Here is an 18,361-nt window from a genome sequence, read left to right as displayed (position 1 = left end):
ACCCCGTAGACGTAGGGAGGGTCGCCGCGATGCGCCGCAAGGCCGGACTCGTTCTGCTCGCCTTCGCCGTGTTCTTCACGGCCATGTCCCCGCTCATGCGCTGGTACGCCTTCCCGCGCCTCGCGAAGATCCCGCCGGGCCAGTACCAGGACGCGGTCCTGGAGGCGAAGAACCCGACCCTGATCGACTACGGCTCGATGACGGCCGAGAAAGTCGACAAGGTCACCATCGTGCAGACCCTCAAGGGCAACGTGGAGGCCTCGGAGAAGATCGAGAAGAGCACCGACCGCGATGTCGTCGTCTGGGACACCCTCAGCTACATCGAGGACGGCGACGGCAAGATGGTCTCCAAGATCCCCGAGCGCTACATCTTCGACGCGCACAGCCAGGAGCCCGTGCACGCCACCGGGGAGTCCGTCGACGGGGACCCGGTCAAGCGCCAGGGCATCGAGTTCAAGTGGCCGTTCCTGACCGAGAAGCGGGACTACGAGTACTTCGACGCGCAGGCCCGCGTCACCAAGCCCATCCACTACCAGGGGACGCGGAATTTCCGGGGCGTGGAGGTCTACTACTTCGAGCAGACGATCCCCTGGACGAAGGTCCCCTTCCCCAAGACGATGCCGGTCAAGGGCATCACCCCGGAATCGCTCTCCAAGACCGGCACCACGCGCTGGTACACCACCGTCCGCAAGTTCTGGGTCGAGCCGACCACCGGAGCGCCCGTCTACGGCGAGGAGATCCAGAAGAACGAGCTGCGCGGCGGCACGCTCCTGGGCGACCGCGACAAGCTCACGGTCTTCGAGGGGCACGTCAAGATGCGCGAGGACTACATCGAGCACACGGTCGACCTGGTCACGTCCCAGCGCGTCCTGGTGCTCCTGCTGACCTCGTACCTGCCCTGGGGCTTCCTCGGACTCGGGCTGCTCCTGTTCGCGCTCTCGCTCTGGCTGGAGGCGCGCGGCCGCAGGCGCGGCGGCCCCGAGCCGACGGCTTCCAGCGACCCCGAGCCGGCACCGGTCAACGCCTAGGGGACTCCTGCCGGCTCTCCCCGGCGTCACGGCGCGCCTGGCGGGCCTTGGTGTAGCGGGTCGGCTCGGCGGCGGCGGGGTCCTCGGGCCAGGGATGCTTCGGATACCGGCCGCGCAGCTCGGCGCGGACCGCGCGGTAGCCCTCGCGCCAGAACGAGGCGAGGTCGGCCGTGACGGCGGCGGGGCGCCCCGCGGGGGAGAGCAGGTGGACCTGGACGGGAACGGTTCCGTCCGCGATCCGCGGGGTCGTCGCGAGGCCGAACATCTCCTGGAGCTTCACCGCGAGGACGGGCCGCTCGGGATCGGCGTAGTCGAGCCGTACCCGCGACCCGCTCGGCACCTCCAGCCGCTCGGGGGCCAGCTCGTCCAGGCGCGCGGCCTGGCCGCCGGCCCACGGAAGCAGCCGGGCGAGGCCCTGCCCCGCGTCGATCCGGCCGAGGTCGGAACGGCGCCGCGCCCGCGACAGCTCGGGCTCCAGCCACTCGTCCACGCGCGCGTGGAGGGCGTCCTCCGACACGTCGGGCCAGGGCGCGCCGAGGTGCCGGTGCAGGAAAGCCAGCCGCTCCCGCAGCTCGCGCGCGCCGCGGGACCACTTCAGCAGCCCGGTGCCTTCGTCCCGCAGGCCGCTCAACAGACCTTCTCGTACGAGATGGGGGTCCGGGTCACGGATCGGGCGGGCGCTCAGCTCCACCGCCCCGAGGTACTCGACATGCCGCGCCACCAGATCGCCACCGGCCCAGGCCACCTCGTCCCCCGCACGGCACAGCGCCGCCGCGGCGCTCCGGGCAACCCCCTCGTCGATGGCCGCGCCCAGAAGCACGCGCGCGTGGCCGGCGCCGACGGGGCGGTCCGCCGCGGCCACGGCCAGCCAGGGGGCGCCGGTCAGCGCCGAGCCGGGCCGCAGCTCGGCGCGGGTTCCGTTGACCATGAGATAGGCCCCGCCGCCGACGTGCCGAGCCACCCGCTCCGGAAAGGCCAACGCGGCCACGACACCACCGGCCCCGGCCTCACCCCCCGAGTCCCCCGAGTCCCCCGAGACCGCCGAGCCCCCCGAGTCCCCCGAGCGCCCCGAGCCGGAGGCTGCCGCCGAGGCCAGCCGTCCCGTCTCCCTGCGCCAGCGCCCCGCGTACCCGTCCCCGCCCCGCCGGGCCGCCCGCCACGCCGCGCCGAGGTCGTCCCCGTACTCCCGCGGTGGTTCCTCGCTCAGCAGGGCGACGACCTCCGCGGCCCTGCGCGTGCCCACGAGGGGCGCCGCGTCGAGGAGGGCGCGGGCCAGGCGGGGGTGCAGGCCCACCCGGGCCAGCCGGCCGCCCCGCTCCGTGACCCGTCCCGTCCCCGCGTCCACCGCGCCGACCGCGGCGAGCACGCCCCGCGCCGCAGCCATCGCACCCCCGGGCGGGGGGTCGAGCAGGGCGAGCCCGGAGGCGTCAGGATCGCCCCAGCACGCCGTCTGGAGGGCGAACGCGGCGAGGTCGGCCACCTTGATCTCCGGCGCGGGAAAGCGCGGCAGACGCCCGTCCTCGGCCTCCGCCCAGCAGCGGTACACGGCTCCCGGCGCCTCACGGCCCGCCCGGCCCGCGCGCTGCCGCCCGGCCGCCTGCGAGGCGCGCACCGTCGCGAGCGCGCTCAGCCCGCGCGCGTGGTCGACGCGCGGCTCGCGCGCGAGGCCGGAGTCCACGACCACCCGCACCCCGGGCACCGTCAACGACGACTCGGCCACGGACGTGGCGAGCACGACCCTGCGGCCCGCCGCCCCGGCCAGGACCGCGTCCTGCACGGCGGCGGGAGCCCGCCCGTGCACCTGGAGCACCTCCACGTCCGCGAGGCCGCCCAGTTGCCCGGCCACCCGCGCGATCTCGCCGACCCCCGGCAGGAAGCACAGGACGTCCCCGTCCCGCTCGGCGAGGGCCCGCCGCACCACCGACGCCACATGCGTGAGCAGCGCGGGGTCGACACGCATGCCGTGCGGCGGCCGTACGGGAGCCGCGGGCGGCGCCCAGACCACCTCTACGGGATGGGTGATTCCCCGCGCCTCCACCACGGGCGCGTCCCCGAGGACCCGCGCCCAGCCCGCCGCGTCGGTCGTCGCGGAGGCGGCCACCAGGCGCAGCTCGGGCCGGAGCGCCGCCCGTACGTCGACGAGGAAGGCCGCCACGGTGTCGGCGTCCAGATGCCGCTCATGGCACTCGTCGATGATCACGACGTCGACGCCGGTCAGCTCCTGGTCCCGTTGGAGCCGCTGGAGCAGGACGCCCGTCGTGACGACCTCCACGCGCGTGGAGGGGCCCACCACGCGCTCACCGCGCACGGTGTAGCCGACGCGGTCGCCCACCTTCTCGCCCAGCAGCCACGCCATCCGCCGCGCGGCGGCCCGTGCGGCGATCCGCCGGGGCTCGGCGACGACGACACGGCGTACACCGGTGAAGGCGCCCGGCAGGTCGAGCAGGCCCGCGAGCGCGAGGGGCACCAGCGTCGTCTTGCCGGTGCCGGGCGGTGCGCAGAGCACCGCGCTGCCGGGACCCTCCAGAGCGGCACGGAGGGCGGGCAGCGCTTCGCGTACGGGCAGGTTCAGGGCGGCGGCGTCAGGGATCACCCGGTCAGTCTCGTACGCATACGTAGATGGCCGTACCCGGGATCAGGTTGCCGCGCAGCGGGGACCAGCCGCCCCACTCCTGCGTGTTCCAGGCCGGCCACTCAGGCTCCACGATGTCGACGAGGCGGAAGCCGCCCGCCACGATGTCCCGGACCCGGTCGCCGATGGTCCTGTGGTGCTCCACATAGACGGCGTTCCCCTCCTCGTCCTGCTCCACGTAAGGAGTGCGGTCGAAGTAGGAGGCTCCTACGGAGAGGCCCTCGGGGCCCGGCTCGTCGGGGAAGGCCCAGCGCATGGGGTGGGTGGCGGAGAAGACGAACCGGCCGCCGGGCCGCAGCACACGGTGCACGTCCTTGAGGACGAGGACCGGGTCGGCGACGAAGGGCAGCGCGCCGTAGGCGGAACAGGCCAGGTCGAAGGAGCCGTCCTGGAAGGGCAGCACCCCCGCGTCGGCCTGGACCAGCGGCACGGAGCCGCCGATCCGCAGCGCGTGCTGGAGCTGGCGGTGCGAGAGGTCGAGGGCGACGGGCCTGGCACCCTGGGAGAGCAGCCAGCGCGAGCACTGGGCGGCGCCGGCGCCGATCTCCAGGATGTCCTTGTCCTTCAGCTCCTCCGGCGGGCCGAGAAGCTCCGCCTCTACCTCGTCGAGCCCTTCGGGGCCCCACACGAAGCGGTCGTCGCCGAGGAACGTGCCGTGCTCGACCTGGTAGTCGTCGGCGTTCCGGTCCCACCAGCCGCGGTTGGCGCGGCTGCTCTCGGTGATGTCGGCGTGGCGGCGGGTGGCTTCCGGTTCGAGTGGTTCGGACTCTTGGATGATCGGCTCCATCGTCGTAATCTTTCGTTTCTTCCGTCGAGCCCGGGGCGCGAAGGGGGCGCGGTGCGGCCCGTGTGGCCTCAGGTGACAGGTTTTGTGCCGGGTATGCGGCGATCCGCCCCGGGTGTGCGCCTTCGCGCATTGACCCTGTCCGGCTGCCCCCGTATGCTACAAGTTGCGCTGCGAGCCTGCTGTCCTCAGACATAGCAGGATGCGCTCGCATCTGTTGCATGTCCCCTCGGTTGTCGAGGTGCCTTCCGTTTCTTCGGAAACTCAGGAATCGGTGCTTCCAGGCTGTCCGGCTTCTTCAGAGCGAAATCGGCTCCGGCGCTAGCAGTACCTACGACTCACTGTCCGTACCGGAGCCCTTACCCACATGACGAGCAGCACCGAGACCACCGCTTCCACCACCCCGCAGGTAGCGGTCAACGACATCGGTAACGAGGAAGCCTTCCTCGCCGCGATCGACGAGACGATCAAGTACTTCAACGACGGCGACATCGTCGACGGCGTCATCGTGAAGGTCGACCGGGACGAGGTCCTGCTCGACATCGGTTACAAGACCGAAGGCGTCATCCCGAGCCGCGAGCTCTCGATCAAGCACGACGTCGACCCGAACGAGGTCGTCAAGGTCGGCGACGAGATCGAGGCCCTGGTTCTCCAGAAGGAGGACAAGGAAGGCCGTCTGATCCTGTCCAAGAAGCGTGCGCAGTACGAGCGCGCCTGGGGCACGATCGAGAAGATCAAGGAAGAAGACGGCATCGTCACCGGTACGGTCATCGAGGTCGTCAAGGGTGGTCTCATCCTCGACATCGGCCTCCGTGGCTTCCTGCCGGCTTCCCTCGTCGAGATGCGCCGCGTCCGCGACCTCCAGCCCTACGTGGGCAAGGAGCTCGAGGCCAAGATCATCGAGCTGGACAAGAACCGCAACAACGTGGTCCTGTCCCGCCGTGCCTGGCTCGAGCAGACTCAGAGCGAGGTCCGTCAGACCTTCCTCACGACCCTGCAGAAGGGTCAGGTCCGCTCCGGCGTCGTTTCCTCGATCGTCAACTTCGGTGCGTTCGTGGACCTCGGCGGCGTCGACGGTCTCGTGCACGTCTCCGAGCTCTCCTGGAAGCACATCGACCACCCCTCCGAGGTTGTCGAGGTCGGCCAGGAAGTCACCGTCGAGGTTCTCGACGTGGACATGGACCGCGAGCGTGTCTCCCTGTCGCTCAAGGCGACGCAGGAAGACCCGTGGCAGCAGTTCGCCCGCACGCACCAGATCGGGCAGGTTGTTCCCGGTAAGGTCACCAAGCTCGTTCCGTTCGGTGCGTTCGTGCGCGTCGACGAGGGCATCGAGGGCCTGGTCCACATCTCCGAGCTGGCCGAGCGCCACGTGGAGATCCCGGAGCAGGTCGTCCAGGTCAACGACGAGATCTTCGTCAAGGTCATCGACATCGACCTCGAGCGTCGCCGGATCTCGCTGTCGCTGAAGCAGGCCAACGAGTCCTTCGGCGCCGACCCGTCGGCCGTCGAGTTCGACCCGACCCTGTACGGCATGGCCGCGTCCTACGACGACCAGGGCAACTACATCTACCCCGAGGGCTTCGACCCCGAGACCAACGACTGGCTCGAGGGCTACGAGACCCAGCGCGAGGCCTGGGAGACCCAGTACGCCGAGGCGCAGTCGCGCTTCGAGCAGCACCAGGCTCAGGTCATCAAGTCCCGCGAGGCCGACGCTCAGGCCGAGGCCGAGGGTGTCACGGCTCCCGGTGGCGCGGCTCCGGCCGCCGGCACCAGCGGTGGCGGTGGCGGCGGTGGCGGTTCGTACTCCTCGGAGTCGGACGACAACTCCGGCGCCCTGGCTTCGGACGAGGCGCTTGCCGCGCTTCGCGAGAAGCTCGCGGGTGGCCAGAGCTGAGGCTCGCCCCTAGGCGGTAGCTGAACAACGTCGCGGGCCCGTACCTCCCTTCCGGGAGGTGCGGGCCCGCTTCGTGTCTGCCGGTCGGGCTACGGCGTGACCGCTATGTTCGTCAGGCCCCTGCCGCCGGTCACCGTGTTGCTCGCGTAGACCGTCGTCCGGCAGTCGCCGCTCTGGTTCGTCACGTTGATGGCGAGCCGCTTGTCGCCCGTCGCGCCCGTCAGCGTGGACCTGTTGCCGCGGAAGACCGTGCCGCAGCCCCAGCCGGGCTGCTGGGAGTGGGTCTCGTAGCCGTTGTTCGTGGTGTTCTTGCCGGTGTTGTTCTCGATGACGTAGTCATTGCCCTTCACGTCGATCCACGAGTCGTCGTAGTGGGCCCCCGTCAGGCCCTTGCCGTCGAAGGTGTTGCCCGAGACCTTGCCGCCCGTGGTGCCCTCCTTGATGTCGACCGCCTCGCCGCCGACGTCCGGGCCGATCGTGTTGCCGAGGATCTGGACGTTGTCGCTCTTGTCGGAGAGCGTGTTGGCGGTGCCTACGTAGATGCCCTCTCCCATGCCGCGGCCGTCGTTGCCGGTGTCGTGGACGCGCGAGTTCCTGATCACTCCGTCGCGGCTCGACTTGCGGAAGTGGAGGCCCTCCATGTCCAGGCCGTGCACCGTGACGGTGTCCACGACGACGCCGCGGGCCGAGTCGATCATGATGCCCTTCTGGCCGCCGGTGACGGTGATGCCCTTCACCGTCCAGTAGGCGGCTCCGTTCAGGTGCAGTCCGTAGCCGCCGCCCGCCTTCAGCACCGCCTTCGAGGAACCGGTCAGCGTGATGCGCGAGCCGGCGCTCGCCGCCACCGAGGTCTTGAAGTTCCCGGAGTAGCTTCCGTCGGCCAGGTGGACCGTGTCGCCGGGCGAGGCGCCGGCGAGGGCCGCCTTGAGCTGGGCGGCGGTGGACACCTCGATGGTCCGCGCGGGCACCGCGCCGGGTGCGGCGCTCGCGCTCGCGGCCAGGCCCGCGGTGACGGCCGTCGTGGTCAACAGGGTGGTGAGCAGTGTTCGTCGGGTGCGCATGGGGGTGGCCTTCCCGTCCGGTGAGGGCGCTCCCGTACGGTTCTTGTACGTGAACACCGAGTGTGCACATGAACGTAAAGGTGCGGCATGTCCGCGTCAAGGTATGGACCAGAGGTGTCTGTCAGCGGTCCGTGGCTGAACTGCGCACCCCTGTAAGGGCATTCGCACAGACGAATCGGGCGGCCGTCGGGAATGCCCGTGCCGTTCCGCGTGTTCTTCTCCACGAACACGAGGAGGAGCGGTCACAGTGCTTGATCCGCAGGGTTTGTACGCATGGGAGCCGAAGGGCCTGGCCGTCGTCGACATGGCGCTGGCACAGGAGTCGGCCGGTCTTGTCATGCTCTACCACTTCGACGGCTACATCGATGCGGGCGAAACCGGCGACCAGATCGTCGAGCGCCTGACCGACAGCCTTCCCGGGCAGGTGGTGGCGCGGTTCGACCACGACCGGCTCGTCGACTACCGCGCCCGCCGTCCACTGCTCACCTTCCGGCGCGACCGCTGGACCGACTACGAGGTCCCGACGCTGGAGGTCCGCCTGTTGCAGGACGCCACCGGTGCGCCCTTCCTGCTCCTGGCCGGGCCCGAGCCCGACATCGAGTGGGAGAGGTTCGCGGCGGCCGTCAAGGAGGTCGTGGAGCGGCTCGGCGTGCGCCTCGCGGTGAACTTCCACGGCATCCCCATGGGCGTGCCGCACACCCGCCCCGTGGGCCTCACCCCGCACGGCAACCGCACCGACCTGGTGCCCGGCCACCGGAGCCCGTTCGAGGAGGCGCAGGTGCCGGGGAGCGCGGCCTCCCTGGTGGAGTACCGCCTCCTGGAGGCGGGGCACGACGTGCTCGGCCTCGCCGCCCACGTCCCGCACTACATCGCCCGCTCCGCCTACCCGGACGCGGCCCTCACCGTCCTCGAGACGATCACCGCCGCGACCGGCCTGGTGCTGCCCGGCGCCGCGCACGGACTGCGCACCGAGGCGCACCGCACCCAGACCGAGATCGACCGGCAGATCCAGGAGGGCGACGAGGAACTGGTCGCGCTGATCCAGGGCCTTGAGCACCAGTACGACGCCGCCGCGGGAGCCCAGGACCGGGGCAACATGCTGGCCGAACCGGCCGACATCCCCTCCGCCGACGAGATCGGCCGCGAATTCGAACGCTTCCTCGCCGAGCGGGAGGGCGAGGCGTGACATCAGGGCACCGGGGCCGGTGCCGGACCCGGGGCCCCGGAGCCGGTGTCGGACCCAGGGCCTAAGCTGCCGGTCATGCTGAAGGTGGGCCTGACCGGCGGGATCGGCGCCGGCAAGAGTGAAGTCTCGCGGCTGTTCGTCGCGTCCGGAGCCGTCCTGATCGACGCCGACAAGATCGCGCGCGAGGTGGTGGAGCCGGGAACTCCGGGGCTGGCGGCCGTCGTCGAAGCCTTCGGGGAGGAGATCCTCGCCCCCGACGGCTCCCTGGACCGGCCGAGGCTCGGCTCTGTCGTCTTCGCCGACGCCGGGAAACTCGCTTTGCTCAACTCGATCGTGCACCCGCTCGTCGGCGCCCGCTCCGCCGAACTCGAACGCTCCGCTGGCGAGGACGCGGTGGTCGTCCACGACGTGCCGCTGCTCACCGAGAACGGCCTCGCGCCCCTCTACGACCTGGTGGTCGTCGTCGACGCGCGCCCGGAAACCCAGCTCGACCGTCTGGTGCGGCTGCGCGGCATGAGCGAGGAGGACGCCCGCGCGCGGATGGCCGCGCAGGCCACGCGCGAGAAGCGCCTGGAGACCGCGGACATCGTGATCGACAACGATGGGCCGCTGGTGGGCCTCGCCGAGCGGGTGGCCGAGGTGTGGGCGGAGCTCGTACGCAGGGCGCGTCCATGACGTCGCGGCGTCCATGACGTCGCGTACGGTGCCCGTGGAATAGATGCCGCTGTGGCGGGCGTTGGCGCGGGGGAGCGAGGGAAGGAGTCCGGCGTGCCCGACATCACCCCGGAAACGTATGTCATCGACTACCGCGCGGCGGAGCAGCTCCTTGCCGCGCGAGATCCGCGCGGTGCGGTGAAGCTCCTCGACACGGTCGTCGCCGCCCACCCCGAGAACACCGCGGCCAGGCTGCTGAGGGCGCGCGCCTTCTTCGCCTCCGCGCAATTGCGCGCCGCCGAGCTGGAGTTCAACACCGTCCTGGAGCGCGAGCCGGACAACGCCTTTGCGCACTTCGCGCTCGCCCGGACCTACGAGCGCGGCGCGCAGCCCGACCGCGCCCGGCGCCACTTCCGCCTCGCGGCGGCGCTCGACCCCCAGCCGGAGTACGTGGCGGCGGCCCGCTTCGACGACGAGGGCTGACGACGAAGGCTGACGCGGGCTGACGAGGAGGGCTAACGCGGGTCCGGTGGCCGGTACGGCGGGATGTCGCGGCCCGGCTGGAAGTGCGGGCCCTGGCGCATCCGGTGCACCACCCACGCCAGGTCGGCCAGGACGATGAGCAGCAGCACCCCGCACGCCACCGCCCAGCCCGTGCGTCCGGTGAGCGCGAAGGCCACGGTTCCGAAGGCGGTCCAGATCAGACCCCATACGCTGAACCACAGGCGCATGCGGAGCGGGCTCCGCGCGGTCAGCGGTTCACTGCCGGTACGGGGCGGATGCGGGTGAGGGTGGCGGTTCGTATGCGTCATAAGCGGTCGTCTCCTCCATTCCAGGGTAAAGCGGGTGGGAACATGCTGGAAGCGCTCAGGTCGGACGCAGGGCTGGCCGCCTGGCTCGACGAGCTGGAGGGCGCCGGGCCGCCGCGAGCGGAGGCCCGGCTTCCCGACGCCGACGAGCTCCCCGAGGTGCTGCTCGACCTCGCCGTACCGCACGAGGACATCAACGCCCTCGTGGCACTGCGCGGCCGGCTGATGGCAGACCCGGAGGCGCGGTGGCTGCTCGACCGCTGCGTGGACGCCCTCGTACGCGGCATGGGCACGGTCGGCAGGGGCGGCAGGGCCCCGGAGCTGCCCGCGGCCTGGGGAGAGCTGGGCCGCTGCTACTTCGTGTTCGTGTACGTGGCGGCGCTGCCGCACGTGAGGGCCTACCACCGTGCCCGCGGCATCCCCGACGACGTCTCGCGCCGCACCCTCGCCGACCTGGGGCGACACCTCGCGGTGCACCGCAGGGCGCGCGGCGGGCGCGGCCTCCTCGTGCCGGGCTGGCCCGGCCTGCACTTCCGCGGAGAGCTGTACCAGCTCGGCAGGCTGCAGTTCCAGCGCGCGGTCCTCGGCGAGCGGACGGGCGGCGCGACGGCCGCCGCCGGGCACGGGGCGGGCCCCGGCGACCCCTGCCTCGACCTGCACATCACCGACTTCCGAGGGGCGCTGTCCCCGGACGCCTGCGACCGGTCACTGGACATGGCACGGCAGTTCTTCGCGCGCCACTTCCCCGAGGAACAGTATGAGACAGCTGTCTGCCACTCCTGGCTGCTCGACCCACAGCTGAAGGAGTACCTGCCCGCGGATTCGAACATCGTCCGCTTCCAGGAGCGTTTCCGCCTCGCGGGCGGCTACGGGCGGGAGCCGCAGGACGGCGACCCCATCGCCTTCGTCTTCGGCGACCGGGACCTCCCCGTGGCCGAACTGCCCAGGCGTACCCGCGTGGAGCGGGCCGTGGGCGACCATCTGCGGGCGGGCGGTCACTGGTACGGAGGGCATGGCTGGTTTCCGCTGTAGCGGTGCGGCGGCCGAGGCGACGGGGAACGGGCCCGCCGCGCGCTTCGTTGGCGGGTCATGAGCGTCGAGATGCGTGAGGGATATGAGGGGACGGGCCCCGGCGCGTTCACGCCGGACGGCTGCGCGGTCGAGCTGTACGCGCGCCTGGCCGCCGGGGCCGAGCCCGAGGTCGTCGCCGGGGTGGCGCCGCCCGGTGCGCACATCCTGGAGCTGGGCAGCGGGGCGGGCCGGGTGACACGGCCACTCCTGGAGCGGGGCTTCCGGGTGACGGCGGTGGACGAGTCCGCCGAAATGCTGGAGAAGGTCGCCGCGCTGGGCGGTGCCGTGCGGACGGTGCGGAGCGCCATCGAGCGGCTCGACCTGGACGAGAAGTTCCCCGTGGTGCTGCTCGCGTCGTTCCTCGTGCACTCCGGTGACGAGAGCGTGCGGCGGGGGATACTGCGCGCCTGCCGCACCCATGTCACGGACGGCGGGCGGGTCCTGATCCAGCGTGAGGGGGCGGACTACCACACCGACCTGCCGAGGGAGCGTGTCGAGGCGGGGGGCTGCACCATCCGTATCGTGTCGGCGAAGCCCGTCGGCGACGGCGTGAACGAGGTCACGGCGGAGTACGTCTTCCCGGACGCCGTCTGGACCCAGACATTCCGCTCCCGCCCGCTCACCGATGAGCAGTTCGAGCAGGCACTCCTGGAGGCGGGGCTGAAGGTCGACACGTACCTGACGGACGACCGCACGTGGGTGGCGGCGGTGCCGATGGTTTGACGGGCGTGCGGGGGAAGCCGGCCGAGTCCCGCGGGAAAGCTGCCGCGAGAAAGCACCCGCGGGAGCGATGAGTTCGGCGGGGCGGCTCCGTCTACCCAGGTGACAGCAGAACAGCACGGCAGACCGGCAGCCCGGGAGGGCGGCGGTACGCCGGCCGGCCGCTCACCAGGGAGACCACGATGACCGCCACCACCGCACCCTCCACTGCCCCCGCACCCGCCACCGCATCCGCCACTGCCACCGCCGTCGACCCGGCGTCCACCGCCCCGCGCGGCCGCGGCGCCCGCGTCGCCCTGCGCACCGCTCAAGTGCTGCTCGGCGTCTTCTTCGCCGCCGCGAGCGGCGCGCCGAAGGTGATCGCGCACCCGACCGCCGTGGAGGCCTTCGACAAGCTCGGCTGGGGCGCGCCCGGGATGTACACGATCGGGGCGCTGGAAGTGCTCGGCGGCATCGCGCTGCTGCTCCCGCTGCTCTCCTCCGTCGCGGCGACGGCACTGGTCGGGCTGATGGTCGGCGCGTTCATCGTGACGCTCACGGCGATGGGCGGGGAGAACGCGGCCACCCCGCTGATCCTCATCCTCCCGCTGGCCTGGATCGCATGGTCCCGCCGCGAGGAAACGACAAAGCTCCTGACCCGCCTCAGCCCCCCGCGCCCCTGACGCCGACGCGCCCCGCGGCCTCAGCCCCCCTCGGCGCCGCGCAGCCGTTCCAGTTCGCGGCGGTCGCGCTTCGTGGGGCGTCCGGTGCCGCGGTCGCGGATGCCCGCGGGGGCGACGGCCTCGCGGGGCGGGGGCGGCGGGGACTGGTCGACGTAGCACTCCACGGCGACCGGGGCGCCGACGCGCTTGCGGATGAGGCGCTTGACGACGACGATCCGCTCCCGGGTGCCCGCCTGCCGCAGCCGCACCTCGTCGCCCACGCGCAAGCCGTACGCGGGCTTGACGCGCTCCCCGTTGACCCGCACATGGCCGCCCTTGCAGGCGGCGCCGCCCGAGGAGCGCGTCTTGACGAGGCGGACCGACCATATCCAGCTGTCCACGCGCACCGTGCCCCCGTCGGTCCGCGCACTGTCCGGCGTGCGGACCTGGCCGCCGCCTGAAGTCTCCGAAGCCATGCACCGACCTTAGACCGGGCCCGGCGCGGTGGACCCCACCTCCGGTGAGCCGTCCGATATCCGCGGGCCGGGCCGCCGGTGATCCGCTCCGTCCGCCCGGGTACGTACGGTGGAGTACATGGACGGCCTGAGCGAACTTGACCAGCGGATCAGCGGGTGCCGCGCCTGCCCACGCCTCGTCGAGTGGCGCGAGGAGGTCGCGCGGACCAAGCGGGCCGCCTTCGAGGACTGGACGTACTGGGGGCGTCCGGTGCCCGGCTTCGGCCCGCACGACGCCTCGCTCCTGATCGTCGGCCTCGCGCCCGCCGCGCACGGCGCGAACCGCACCGGACGGATGTTCACGGGCGACCGCTCGGGCGAGTTCCTCTACCCGGCGCTGTACGACGTCGGCCTCGCCTCCCGCCCCACCGCCGAGAGCGTCGACGACGGCCTGACGCTGTACGGCACCCGCATCACCTCGCCCGTGCACTGCGCGCCGCCCGCCAACAAACCCACCACGGAGGAGCGCGACACCTGCCGCTCCTGGCTGGTGAGCGAGCTGAAGCTGCTCACCCCCACCCTCAGGGCGGTGGTCGTCCTCGGCGGCTTCGGCTGGCAGGCGGCGCTGCCCGCCTTCGCGGCGGCGGGCTGGCAGGTGCCGAAGCCGCGCCCCGTCTTCGGGCACGGGGCGCACGTACGGCTCGCGGGCGGCCAGGGGCAGGAGCCGCTCGACGTCTTCGGCTGCTTCCACGTCAGCCAGCGCAACACGTTCACGGGACGCCTCACGCCCGCGATGCTGCGGGAGGTGCTGCGTTCGGCGGCCTTCGAGGCGGGCCTGCACCCGAACGGCCCAGCAGAGTGAGCCGCGCCGGGCGGTGCTTCCTACGTTGAGATCGTGGACGAGACGCGCGCAGCCAAGCCCTCCGGTGCCGCGGCCCCGGGCGATGGTGCCGCGGCCCCGGGCCCTCACGCTCAGAAGCCCTCCGGAGCCGCGTACCGCAACCTTGCCGTGGCGACCATCGGCTTCACGCTCACCTTCTGGGCGTGGGACCTGGTGGCGCCGCTCGGCAGCGACTTCAAGGACCGGCTGAACCTGAGCTCCTTCGAGCAGTCGCTCCTGGTCGCCGTGCCGGTGATCGTCGGCTCGCTGGGGCGCGTACCGGTCGGCGCCCTGACCGACCGCTACGGCGCCCGGCTGATGTTCCCGCTCGTCTCGGCGCTCACGATCATCCCGGTGCTGCTGATCATCCCGGCCAGGAACAGCTTCGGCGCGATGCTCGTGGTCGGCTTCCTGCTCGGCCTCGGCGGGACCACGTTCGCCATCGGCATCCCGCTGGTCAACTCCTGGTTCCCGCCGGCCCGCAGGGGCTTCGCGCTCGGCGTCTTCGGCATGGGCATGGGCGGCGTGGCGCTCTCCGGCTACTTCACGCCCCGCATCGCCGAGCACGGCGACAACCTGCCGTACATCATCGTGGCCATCGCGCTCGCGGCCTTCGCGGTGCTCGGCGCGCTGCTCCTCACCGACCGCCCCGACCGGCCCGTGCCCACCGACTCCCTCGGCACCCGCCTCGGGCAGGCGGGGCGGCTGCGGGTCACCTGGGAGCTCTCCGCGCTCTACGCGATCGGCTTCGGCGGCATCGTCGCCTTCGGCGTGTACCTGCCCACGTACCTGAAGACCTGGTACGACCTCTCGCCCACCGACGCGGGCACCAAAGCGGCCGGGTTCGCGCTGGTCACCGTCATCTTCCGGCCCATCGGCGGCTGGCTCTCCGACCGTCTCCACCCGGCCACGGTCACCACGGGCGCCCTCGCGCTGGTCGCGCTCTTCGCCGTCGTACAGGCCTTCGACCCGAAGCTGAACCCGTTGGGCACCATCTGCTTCCTGCTCATGGCGGCCGGCCTCGGCACCGCGAGCGGCAGCGTCTTCGCGCTCGTCTCCCAGGTCACCCCCCAGCCCAAGGTCGGCTCCGTGACCGGCATCGTGGGCGCGGTCGGCGGACTCGGCGGGTTCCTGCCGCCGCTGGTCATGGGCGCCATCTACAGCGCCAAGGACTCGTACTCCATCGGCTTCATGCTCCTCTCCGACCTGGCGCTCGCGGGCTGCGTGTATGCCTACGGGCGCATGCGCATCGCCAAGGCGGAGTGACGGGGGCCGCGTCTAGGCTGCCCCGATGGGCCTCTATCCGGACATCGAACCTCACGACCACGGCATGCTCGACGTAGGCGACGGCAACCGCGTCCACTGGGAGGTCTGCGGCAACCCGCACGGCAAACCCGCCGTGGTGCTGCACGGCGGCCCCGGCTCCGGCTGCACGCCCTCCTTCCGCCGCTACTTCGACCCCGACGTCTACCGGATCGTCCTGCTCGACCAGCGGGGCAGCGGCCGCTCGACCCCGCACGCGAGCGACCCGGCGACCGACATGGGCGTCAACACCATGAAGCACCTGCTCGCCGATCTGGAGCTGCTCCGGCGCGAGCTGCGGATCGAGAAGTGGCTGGTGTGGGGCGTCTCCTTCGGTTCCGTCCTCGCACTGAGGTACGCGCAGACGCACCCCGACCGGGTCGCGGAGCTGGTCCTCACGGGGCTCGCCACGGGCAGCCGCGCCGAGGTCGAGCTCCTCACGCGCGGGCTCGGGCGGATCTTCCCCGAGCCGTGGCGGGCGTTCCGGGACGGCGTGCCGCCCGACGAGCGGGACGGGGATCTCGCCGCCGCCTACAACCGGCTGCTCGAATCGCCGGACGCCGGGGTACGGGCCGCCGCCGCGCGGGCCTGGACCGACTGGGAGACGGCGTTCGCACCGGCGCCGCCGAGGTCCGTCCCACGCTACGAGGACGCGGCCTTCCGGGCCGGTTTCGCGCGGACCGTCACGCACTACTTCGCCAACGACCACTGGCTGGGCGGCGACGAGGTCGTCCTGCGGGACGCGCCCTCGCTGGCCGGTATCAGGGGCGTGATCGTCCAGGGCAGCCTGGACTTCGGCAACCTCCTGGGCATCCCCTGGCGGCTGCGCGAGGCCTGGCCCGACAGCGAGCTTATCCTCGTGGGCGAGGCGGGGCACAACGCGGGGGCGCTCGGGATCGCGGACCAACTGGTGGCGGCGACGGACCGGTTCCGGGAGTGACGGACCGGCTCCGCGTGACGGAGAGGTGTCAAGCCCCGCCCGGGAGCGCGCACTTGGGGCGCTGAACGCCGTGCGAGCGCCGCCGCCGTCGGAGTGATTCTCCGGGGCGAACTGCCGCCGCCCCGGCGGGGGAGGCGCCACCGCCGGGGCGTGGCGGCCCCAGACTCCGGGGAACGCGCCGGGCAGGACCGGCGCCGAGCAAGTGGAGCACCCGGTGCCAGAACAGCCCGCCAGCCGCGCCCGTTCCCTTCTTGGCCGCAGCCGGCCGCGTCTCCTCGCGCGCGCCCTGCTCGCCGCCGTTCTCCTGCTTGGCGCGGCGGCCACCGGATACGCGGACACCGACGCCGGGCGCGCGGTACGCGGGGGAGCGGCTGACGGGCCCGCGGCACGGGAGGGCGCGGGCGCCGGTGCCTTCTGGGTCGAGCCGGACAGCGCCGCCGCCCGGCAGGCCGCCGAGTGGCGACGGCAGGGCAAGCTGGACGACGCCCGCGTCATCGAGCGCATCGCCGAGCGCCCGCAGGCCGTCTGGCTGAACGAGGAGGAGCCCGGCGCCGCCGTGCGGGCCCAGGTGGCGGCGGCGTCGAAGCAGGGCCGTACCGCCGTCCTCGTCGCCTACTTCATCCCGCACCGCGACTGCGGGGCGTACTCCGCGGGCGGCGCCCGCGACGCCGCCCAGTACCGCAGGTATGTCGAGGCGTTCGCCGCCGGGCTCGGCACCACCGGCGCGTACGTGATCGTGGAGCCGGACGCCGTCGCGCACATGGTGGCGGGCTGCGCGGGAGCCGCCGCCTTCGAACGGTACGAGCTGCTCGCCCACGCGGTGCGGACCCTGAAGCGCGTGCCGAACACCAAGGTGTACCTCGACGCCGGCAACGCGGGCTGGATCCCCGACGTGCACCGCCTGGTCACCCCGCTGCGTGCCGCGGGGATCGCCGCGGCGGACGGCTTCGCGCTGAACGTCGCCAACTACTACACGGACGCGGTGAGCACCGCGTACGGCCACCGGCTCTCCCGGGCGCTCGGCGGTGGCGTGCACTTCGTCATCGACAGCAGCCGCGCCGGCAACGGCCCCTACACGGGTGCGGAAGCCTGGTGCAACCCGCCGGGCCGCGCGCTCGGCACTCCGCCCACCACGAGGACCGGCGACCCCGCGCTCGACGCCTACCTGTGGATCAAGCGGCCCGGCGAGTCCGACGGAACGTGCCGGGGCGGGCCGAAGGCCGGGCAGTGGTGGCCCGAGTACGCCCTCGGCCTGGCGCGACGGGCCAAGGCTCAGCCGGACGCCACCTGAGATCCCGGCCGCCAGACGAAGCGGACGTCCGGCTCGCGCTCCTCGTTGCCGGAGCCGTCCGTCCGCTCCGCCTCGGTGAAGCCATGGCGTACGTAGAAACGGTGGGCCGGGGCGTTGACCTGGAACGTCCGGAGCGAGAGCCCCTCGGGGCTGCGCTCCTTCGCCAGGGCGACGAACCGGTCGCCGATGCCGTGCCCGCGCCACTCGGGGGCGAGATAGAGCTGGCTCAGCTCGTCGCCCTCGATCACCATCATGCCGACGGGCTCGCCCGCGGCCTCCGCGATCCAGGTCCCGCCGCGCGGCACCACGACGTACGCGAAGAAGTCCCGCACCTCGTCGTCGGCGTGGGCGCGCCGCACGGTCGGCAGCGCGGCGTCGTAGGAGCGCAGGTAGACGTCGGCGACGGCGGCACCGTCGGACCCGGTGGCCGGGCGCAGCTCGACCGGGACGGTCATGCGCCTTCCCCGGTACCGGGCGTGGTACCGGTACCGGACCCCGGGTCGTCGGGGATGACGGCGGTGGCCGTTATCTCGACGAGCTGACCGGCATAGCCGAGGCAGGTGGTGCCGAGCAGCGTCGAGGTGTGCGGCCCGGCGTGCAGGGCGGATTCGCTGACGACCGCCCAGGCCTCGCTGAGCGCCGGGGTCTGATCACTCACCACGTACACCGTGCTGGCCACCACCTGCGACAGGTCGCTGCCCACCGCGCGCAGGGCCTCGTCGAGATTGGCGATGACCTGCTCCGTCTGGCGGGTGATGTCTCCCTCTCCGACGAGATTCCCCGCCGGGTCGAGGGGCACGGAGCCTGCCATGAAGGCCAGGCGGGTGCCGGCCTCGACCACGGCGGCGTGCGCGTAGCCGGGCGGCGGGAAGAGGGTGGGGACGACGGTGCGTGTGGGATGGACCATGGAGGGATGATGCGGTGCTCCGGGCCGCCGCCGCATCTGGTTTTTCTCCCTGGGCCGGGCGCCGCTCCGGCGCCGGAGCGGCGTTGTCAGTGGTCTGGCCTAGGGT

19 protein-coding genes are annotated in these 18,361 nt (G+C 72.4%); 12 read left to right on the top strand and 7 right to left on the bottom strand.

All coding sequences use genetic code 11. From position 1 onward, the window contains the following. Positions 1-29: 29 nt before the first annotated feature. Positions 30-1,028: a DUF3068 domain-containing protein gene (locus tag ACRAKF_RS10975; RefSeq protein ID WP_447036760.1), complete on the top strand. Its 999-nt coding sequence runs from the start codon at positions 30-32 to the stop codon at positions 1,026-1,028. Here ACRAKF_RS10975 and hrpB read toward each other — a convergent pair. Next, positions 1,018-3,621: an ATP-dependent helicase HrpB gene (gene hrpB / locus ACRAKF_RS10970; RefSeq protein WP_447036759.1), complete on the bottom strand. Its 2,604-nt coding sequence runs from the start codon at positions 3,619-3,621 to the stop codon at positions 1,018-1,020. The genes ACRAKF_RS10975 and hrpB overlap by 11 nt on opposite strands. A gap of 4 nt (positions 3,622-3,625) precedes the next feature. Further along, positions 3,626-4,447 carry a class I SAM-dependent methyltransferase gene (locus tag ACRAKF_RS10965; RefSeq protein WP_447036758.1) on the bottom strand — a complete coding sequence of 274 codons (822 nt, stop codon included), beginning with the start codon at positions 4,445-4,447 and terminating at the stop codon, positions 3,626-3,628. Positions 4,448-4,811: 364 nt separating this feature from the next. On the opposite strand from ACRAKF_RS10965, the gene rpsA reads away from it, so the two are divergent. After that, positions 4,812-6,338 carry a 30S ribosomal protein S1 gene (gene rpsA / locus ACRAKF_RS10960; RefSeq protein WP_447036757.1) on the top strand — a complete coding sequence of 509 codons (1,527 nt, stop codon included), beginning with the start codon at positions 4,812-4,814 and terminating at the stop codon, positions 6,336-6,338. A gap of 89 nt (positions 6,339-6,427) precedes the next feature. Here rpsA and ACRAKF_RS10955 read toward each other — a convergent pair whose 3' ends face one another. Further along, positions 6,428-7,399, bottom strand: a complete 972-nt coding sequence (locus ACRAKF_RS10955) for a right-handed parallel beta-helix repeat-containing protein (RefSeq protein WP_447036756.1) — start codon at positions 7,397-7,399, stop codon at positions 6,428-6,430. Between the two features lie 247 nt (positions 7,400-7,646). Here ACRAKF_RS10955 and ACRAKF_RS10950 point away from each other — a divergent pair, with 247 nt between their 5' ends. The 3 genes from ACRAKF_RS10950 (at position 7,647) to ACRAKF_RS10940 (ending at position 9,722) form a co-directional block, all read left to right on the top strand. After that, on the top strand, positions 7,647-8,585 hold the full coding sequence (locus ACRAKF_RS10950; protein WP_447036755.1) for a PAC2 family protein: 939 nt from the start codon (positions 7,647-7,649) through the stop codon (positions 8,583-8,585). Between the two features lie 75 nt (positions 8,586-8,660). After that, positions 8,661-9,260: a dephospho-CoA kinase gene (coaE, locus tag ACRAKF_RS10945; RefSeq protein WP_447036754.1), complete on the top strand. Its 600-nt coding sequence runs from the start codon at positions 8,661-8,663 to the stop codon at positions 9,258-9,260. A 93-nt stretch (positions 9,261-9,353) separates the two neighbouring features. Further along, the gene (locus ACRAKF_RS10940) at positions 9,354-9,722 is read left to right on the top strand and encodes a tetratricopeptide repeat protein (protein WP_447036753.1); all 369 of its coding nucleotides are present in this window, start codon (positions 9,354-9,356) and stop codon (positions 9,720-9,722) included. A gap of 32 nt (positions 9,723-9,754) precedes the next feature. Here the strand turns inward: ACRAKF_RS10940 and ACRAKF_RS10935 are convergent, their stop codons facing one another. Next, positions 9,755-10,051: a DUF6343 family protein gene (locus ACRAKF_RS10935; RefSeq protein WP_447036752.1), complete on the bottom strand. Its 297-nt coding sequence runs from the start codon at positions 10,049-10,051 to the stop codon at positions 9,755-9,757. A 42-nt stretch (positions 10,052-10,093) separates the two neighbouring features. Between ACRAKF_RS10935 and ACRAKF_RS10930 the strand changes: the two genes are divergently transcribed. The 3 genes from ACRAKF_RS10930 to ACRAKF_RS10920 all read left to right on the top strand — a co-directional run bounded on the left by ACRAKF_RS10930 (position 10,094) and on the right by ACRAKF_RS10920 (position 12,501). Next, positions 10,094-11,080: an acyltransferase domain-containing protein gene (locus ACRAKF_RS10930; protein ID WP_447036751.1), complete on the top strand. Its 987-nt coding sequence runs from the start codon at positions 10,094-10,096 to the stop codon at positions 11,078-11,080. 57 nt (positions 11,081-11,137) lie between these two features. After that, positions 11,138-11,842 carry a class I SAM-dependent methyltransferase gene (locus tag ACRAKF_RS10925; RefSeq protein WP_447036750.1) on the top strand — a complete coding sequence of 235 codons (705 nt, stop codon included), beginning with the start codon at positions 11,138-11,140 and terminating at the stop codon, positions 11,840-11,842. A 179-nt stretch (positions 11,843-12,021) separates the two neighbouring features. Beyond that, a complete protein-coding gene (locus tag ACRAKF_RS10920; RefSeq protein ID WP_447036749.1) occupies positions 12,022-12,501 on the top strand; it encodes a DoxX family protein in 480 nt (159 codons plus the stop codon). A gap of 20 nt (positions 12,502-12,521) precedes the next feature. On the opposite strand, the gene ACRAKF_RS10915 is transcribed toward ACRAKF_RS10920, so the two are convergent. Beyond that, entirely contained in the window at positions 12,522-12,956 is a 435-nt protein-coding gene (locus tag ACRAKF_RS10915; RefSeq protein WP_447036748.1) for an RNA-binding S4 domain-containing protein, read from the bottom strand. A 118-nt stretch (positions 12,957-13,074) separates the two neighbouring features. Between ACRAKF_RS10915 and ACRAKF_RS10910 the strand changes: the two genes are divergently transcribed. The 4 genes from ACRAKF_RS10910 (at position 13,075) to ACRAKF_RS10895 (ending at position 17,348) form a co-directional block, all read left to right on the top strand. Then, the gene (locus tag ACRAKF_RS10910; RefSeq protein ID WP_447036747.1) at positions 13,075-13,797 is read left to right on the top strand and encodes a uracil-DNA glycosylase; all 723 of its coding nucleotides are present in this window, start codon (positions 13,075-13,077) and stop codon (positions 13,795-13,797) included. Positions 13,798-13,944: 147 nt separating this feature from the next. Continuing rightward, positions 13,945-15,081, top strand: a complete 1,137-nt coding sequence (locus ACRAKF_RS10905) for a nitrate/nitrite transporter (RefSeq protein ID WP_447041919.1) — start codon at positions 13,945-13,947, stop codon at positions 15,079-15,081. A gap of 25 nt (positions 15,082-15,106) precedes the next feature. After that, entirely contained in the window at positions 15,107-16,057 is a 951-nt protein-coding gene (gene pip, locus ACRAKF_RS10900; protein ID WP_447036746.1) for a prolyl aminopeptidase, read from the top strand. A 214-nt stretch (positions 16,058-16,271) separates the two neighbouring features. Then, entirely contained in the window at positions 16,272-17,348 is a 1,077-nt protein-coding gene (locus tag ACRAKF_RS10895; RefSeq protein WP_447036745.1) for a glycoside hydrolase family 6 protein, read from the top strand. On the opposite strand, the gene ACRAKF_RS10890 is transcribed toward ACRAKF_RS10895, so the two are convergent. Both ACRAKF_RS10890 and ACRAKF_RS10885 read right to left on the bottom strand, forming a co-directional pair. Beyond that, positions 17,330-17,803, bottom strand: a complete 474-nt coding sequence (locus ACRAKF_RS10890) for an N-acetyltransferase family protein (protein WP_447036744.1) — start codon at positions 17,801-17,803, stop codon at positions 17,330-17,332. The genes ACRAKF_RS10895 and ACRAKF_RS10890 overlap by 19 nt on opposite strands. Beyond that, the gene (locus ACRAKF_RS10885) at positions 17,800-18,255 is read right to left on the bottom strand and encodes a RidA family protein (RefSeq protein WP_447036743.1); all 456 of its coding nucleotides are present in this window, start codon (positions 18,253-18,255) and stop codon (positions 17,800-17,802) included. Before ACRAKF_RS10885 ends, ACRAKF_RS10890 begins: the two co-directional genes overlap by 4 nt. Between the last annotated feature and the right edge of the window lie 106 nt (positions 18,256-18,361).

The organism is Streptomyces sp. DSM 118878 (assembly GCF_052936595.1).
The sequence above is the reverse complement of the archived record's forward strand: the minus strand, read 5'-3'. Positions and strand labels throughout refer to the sequence as shown.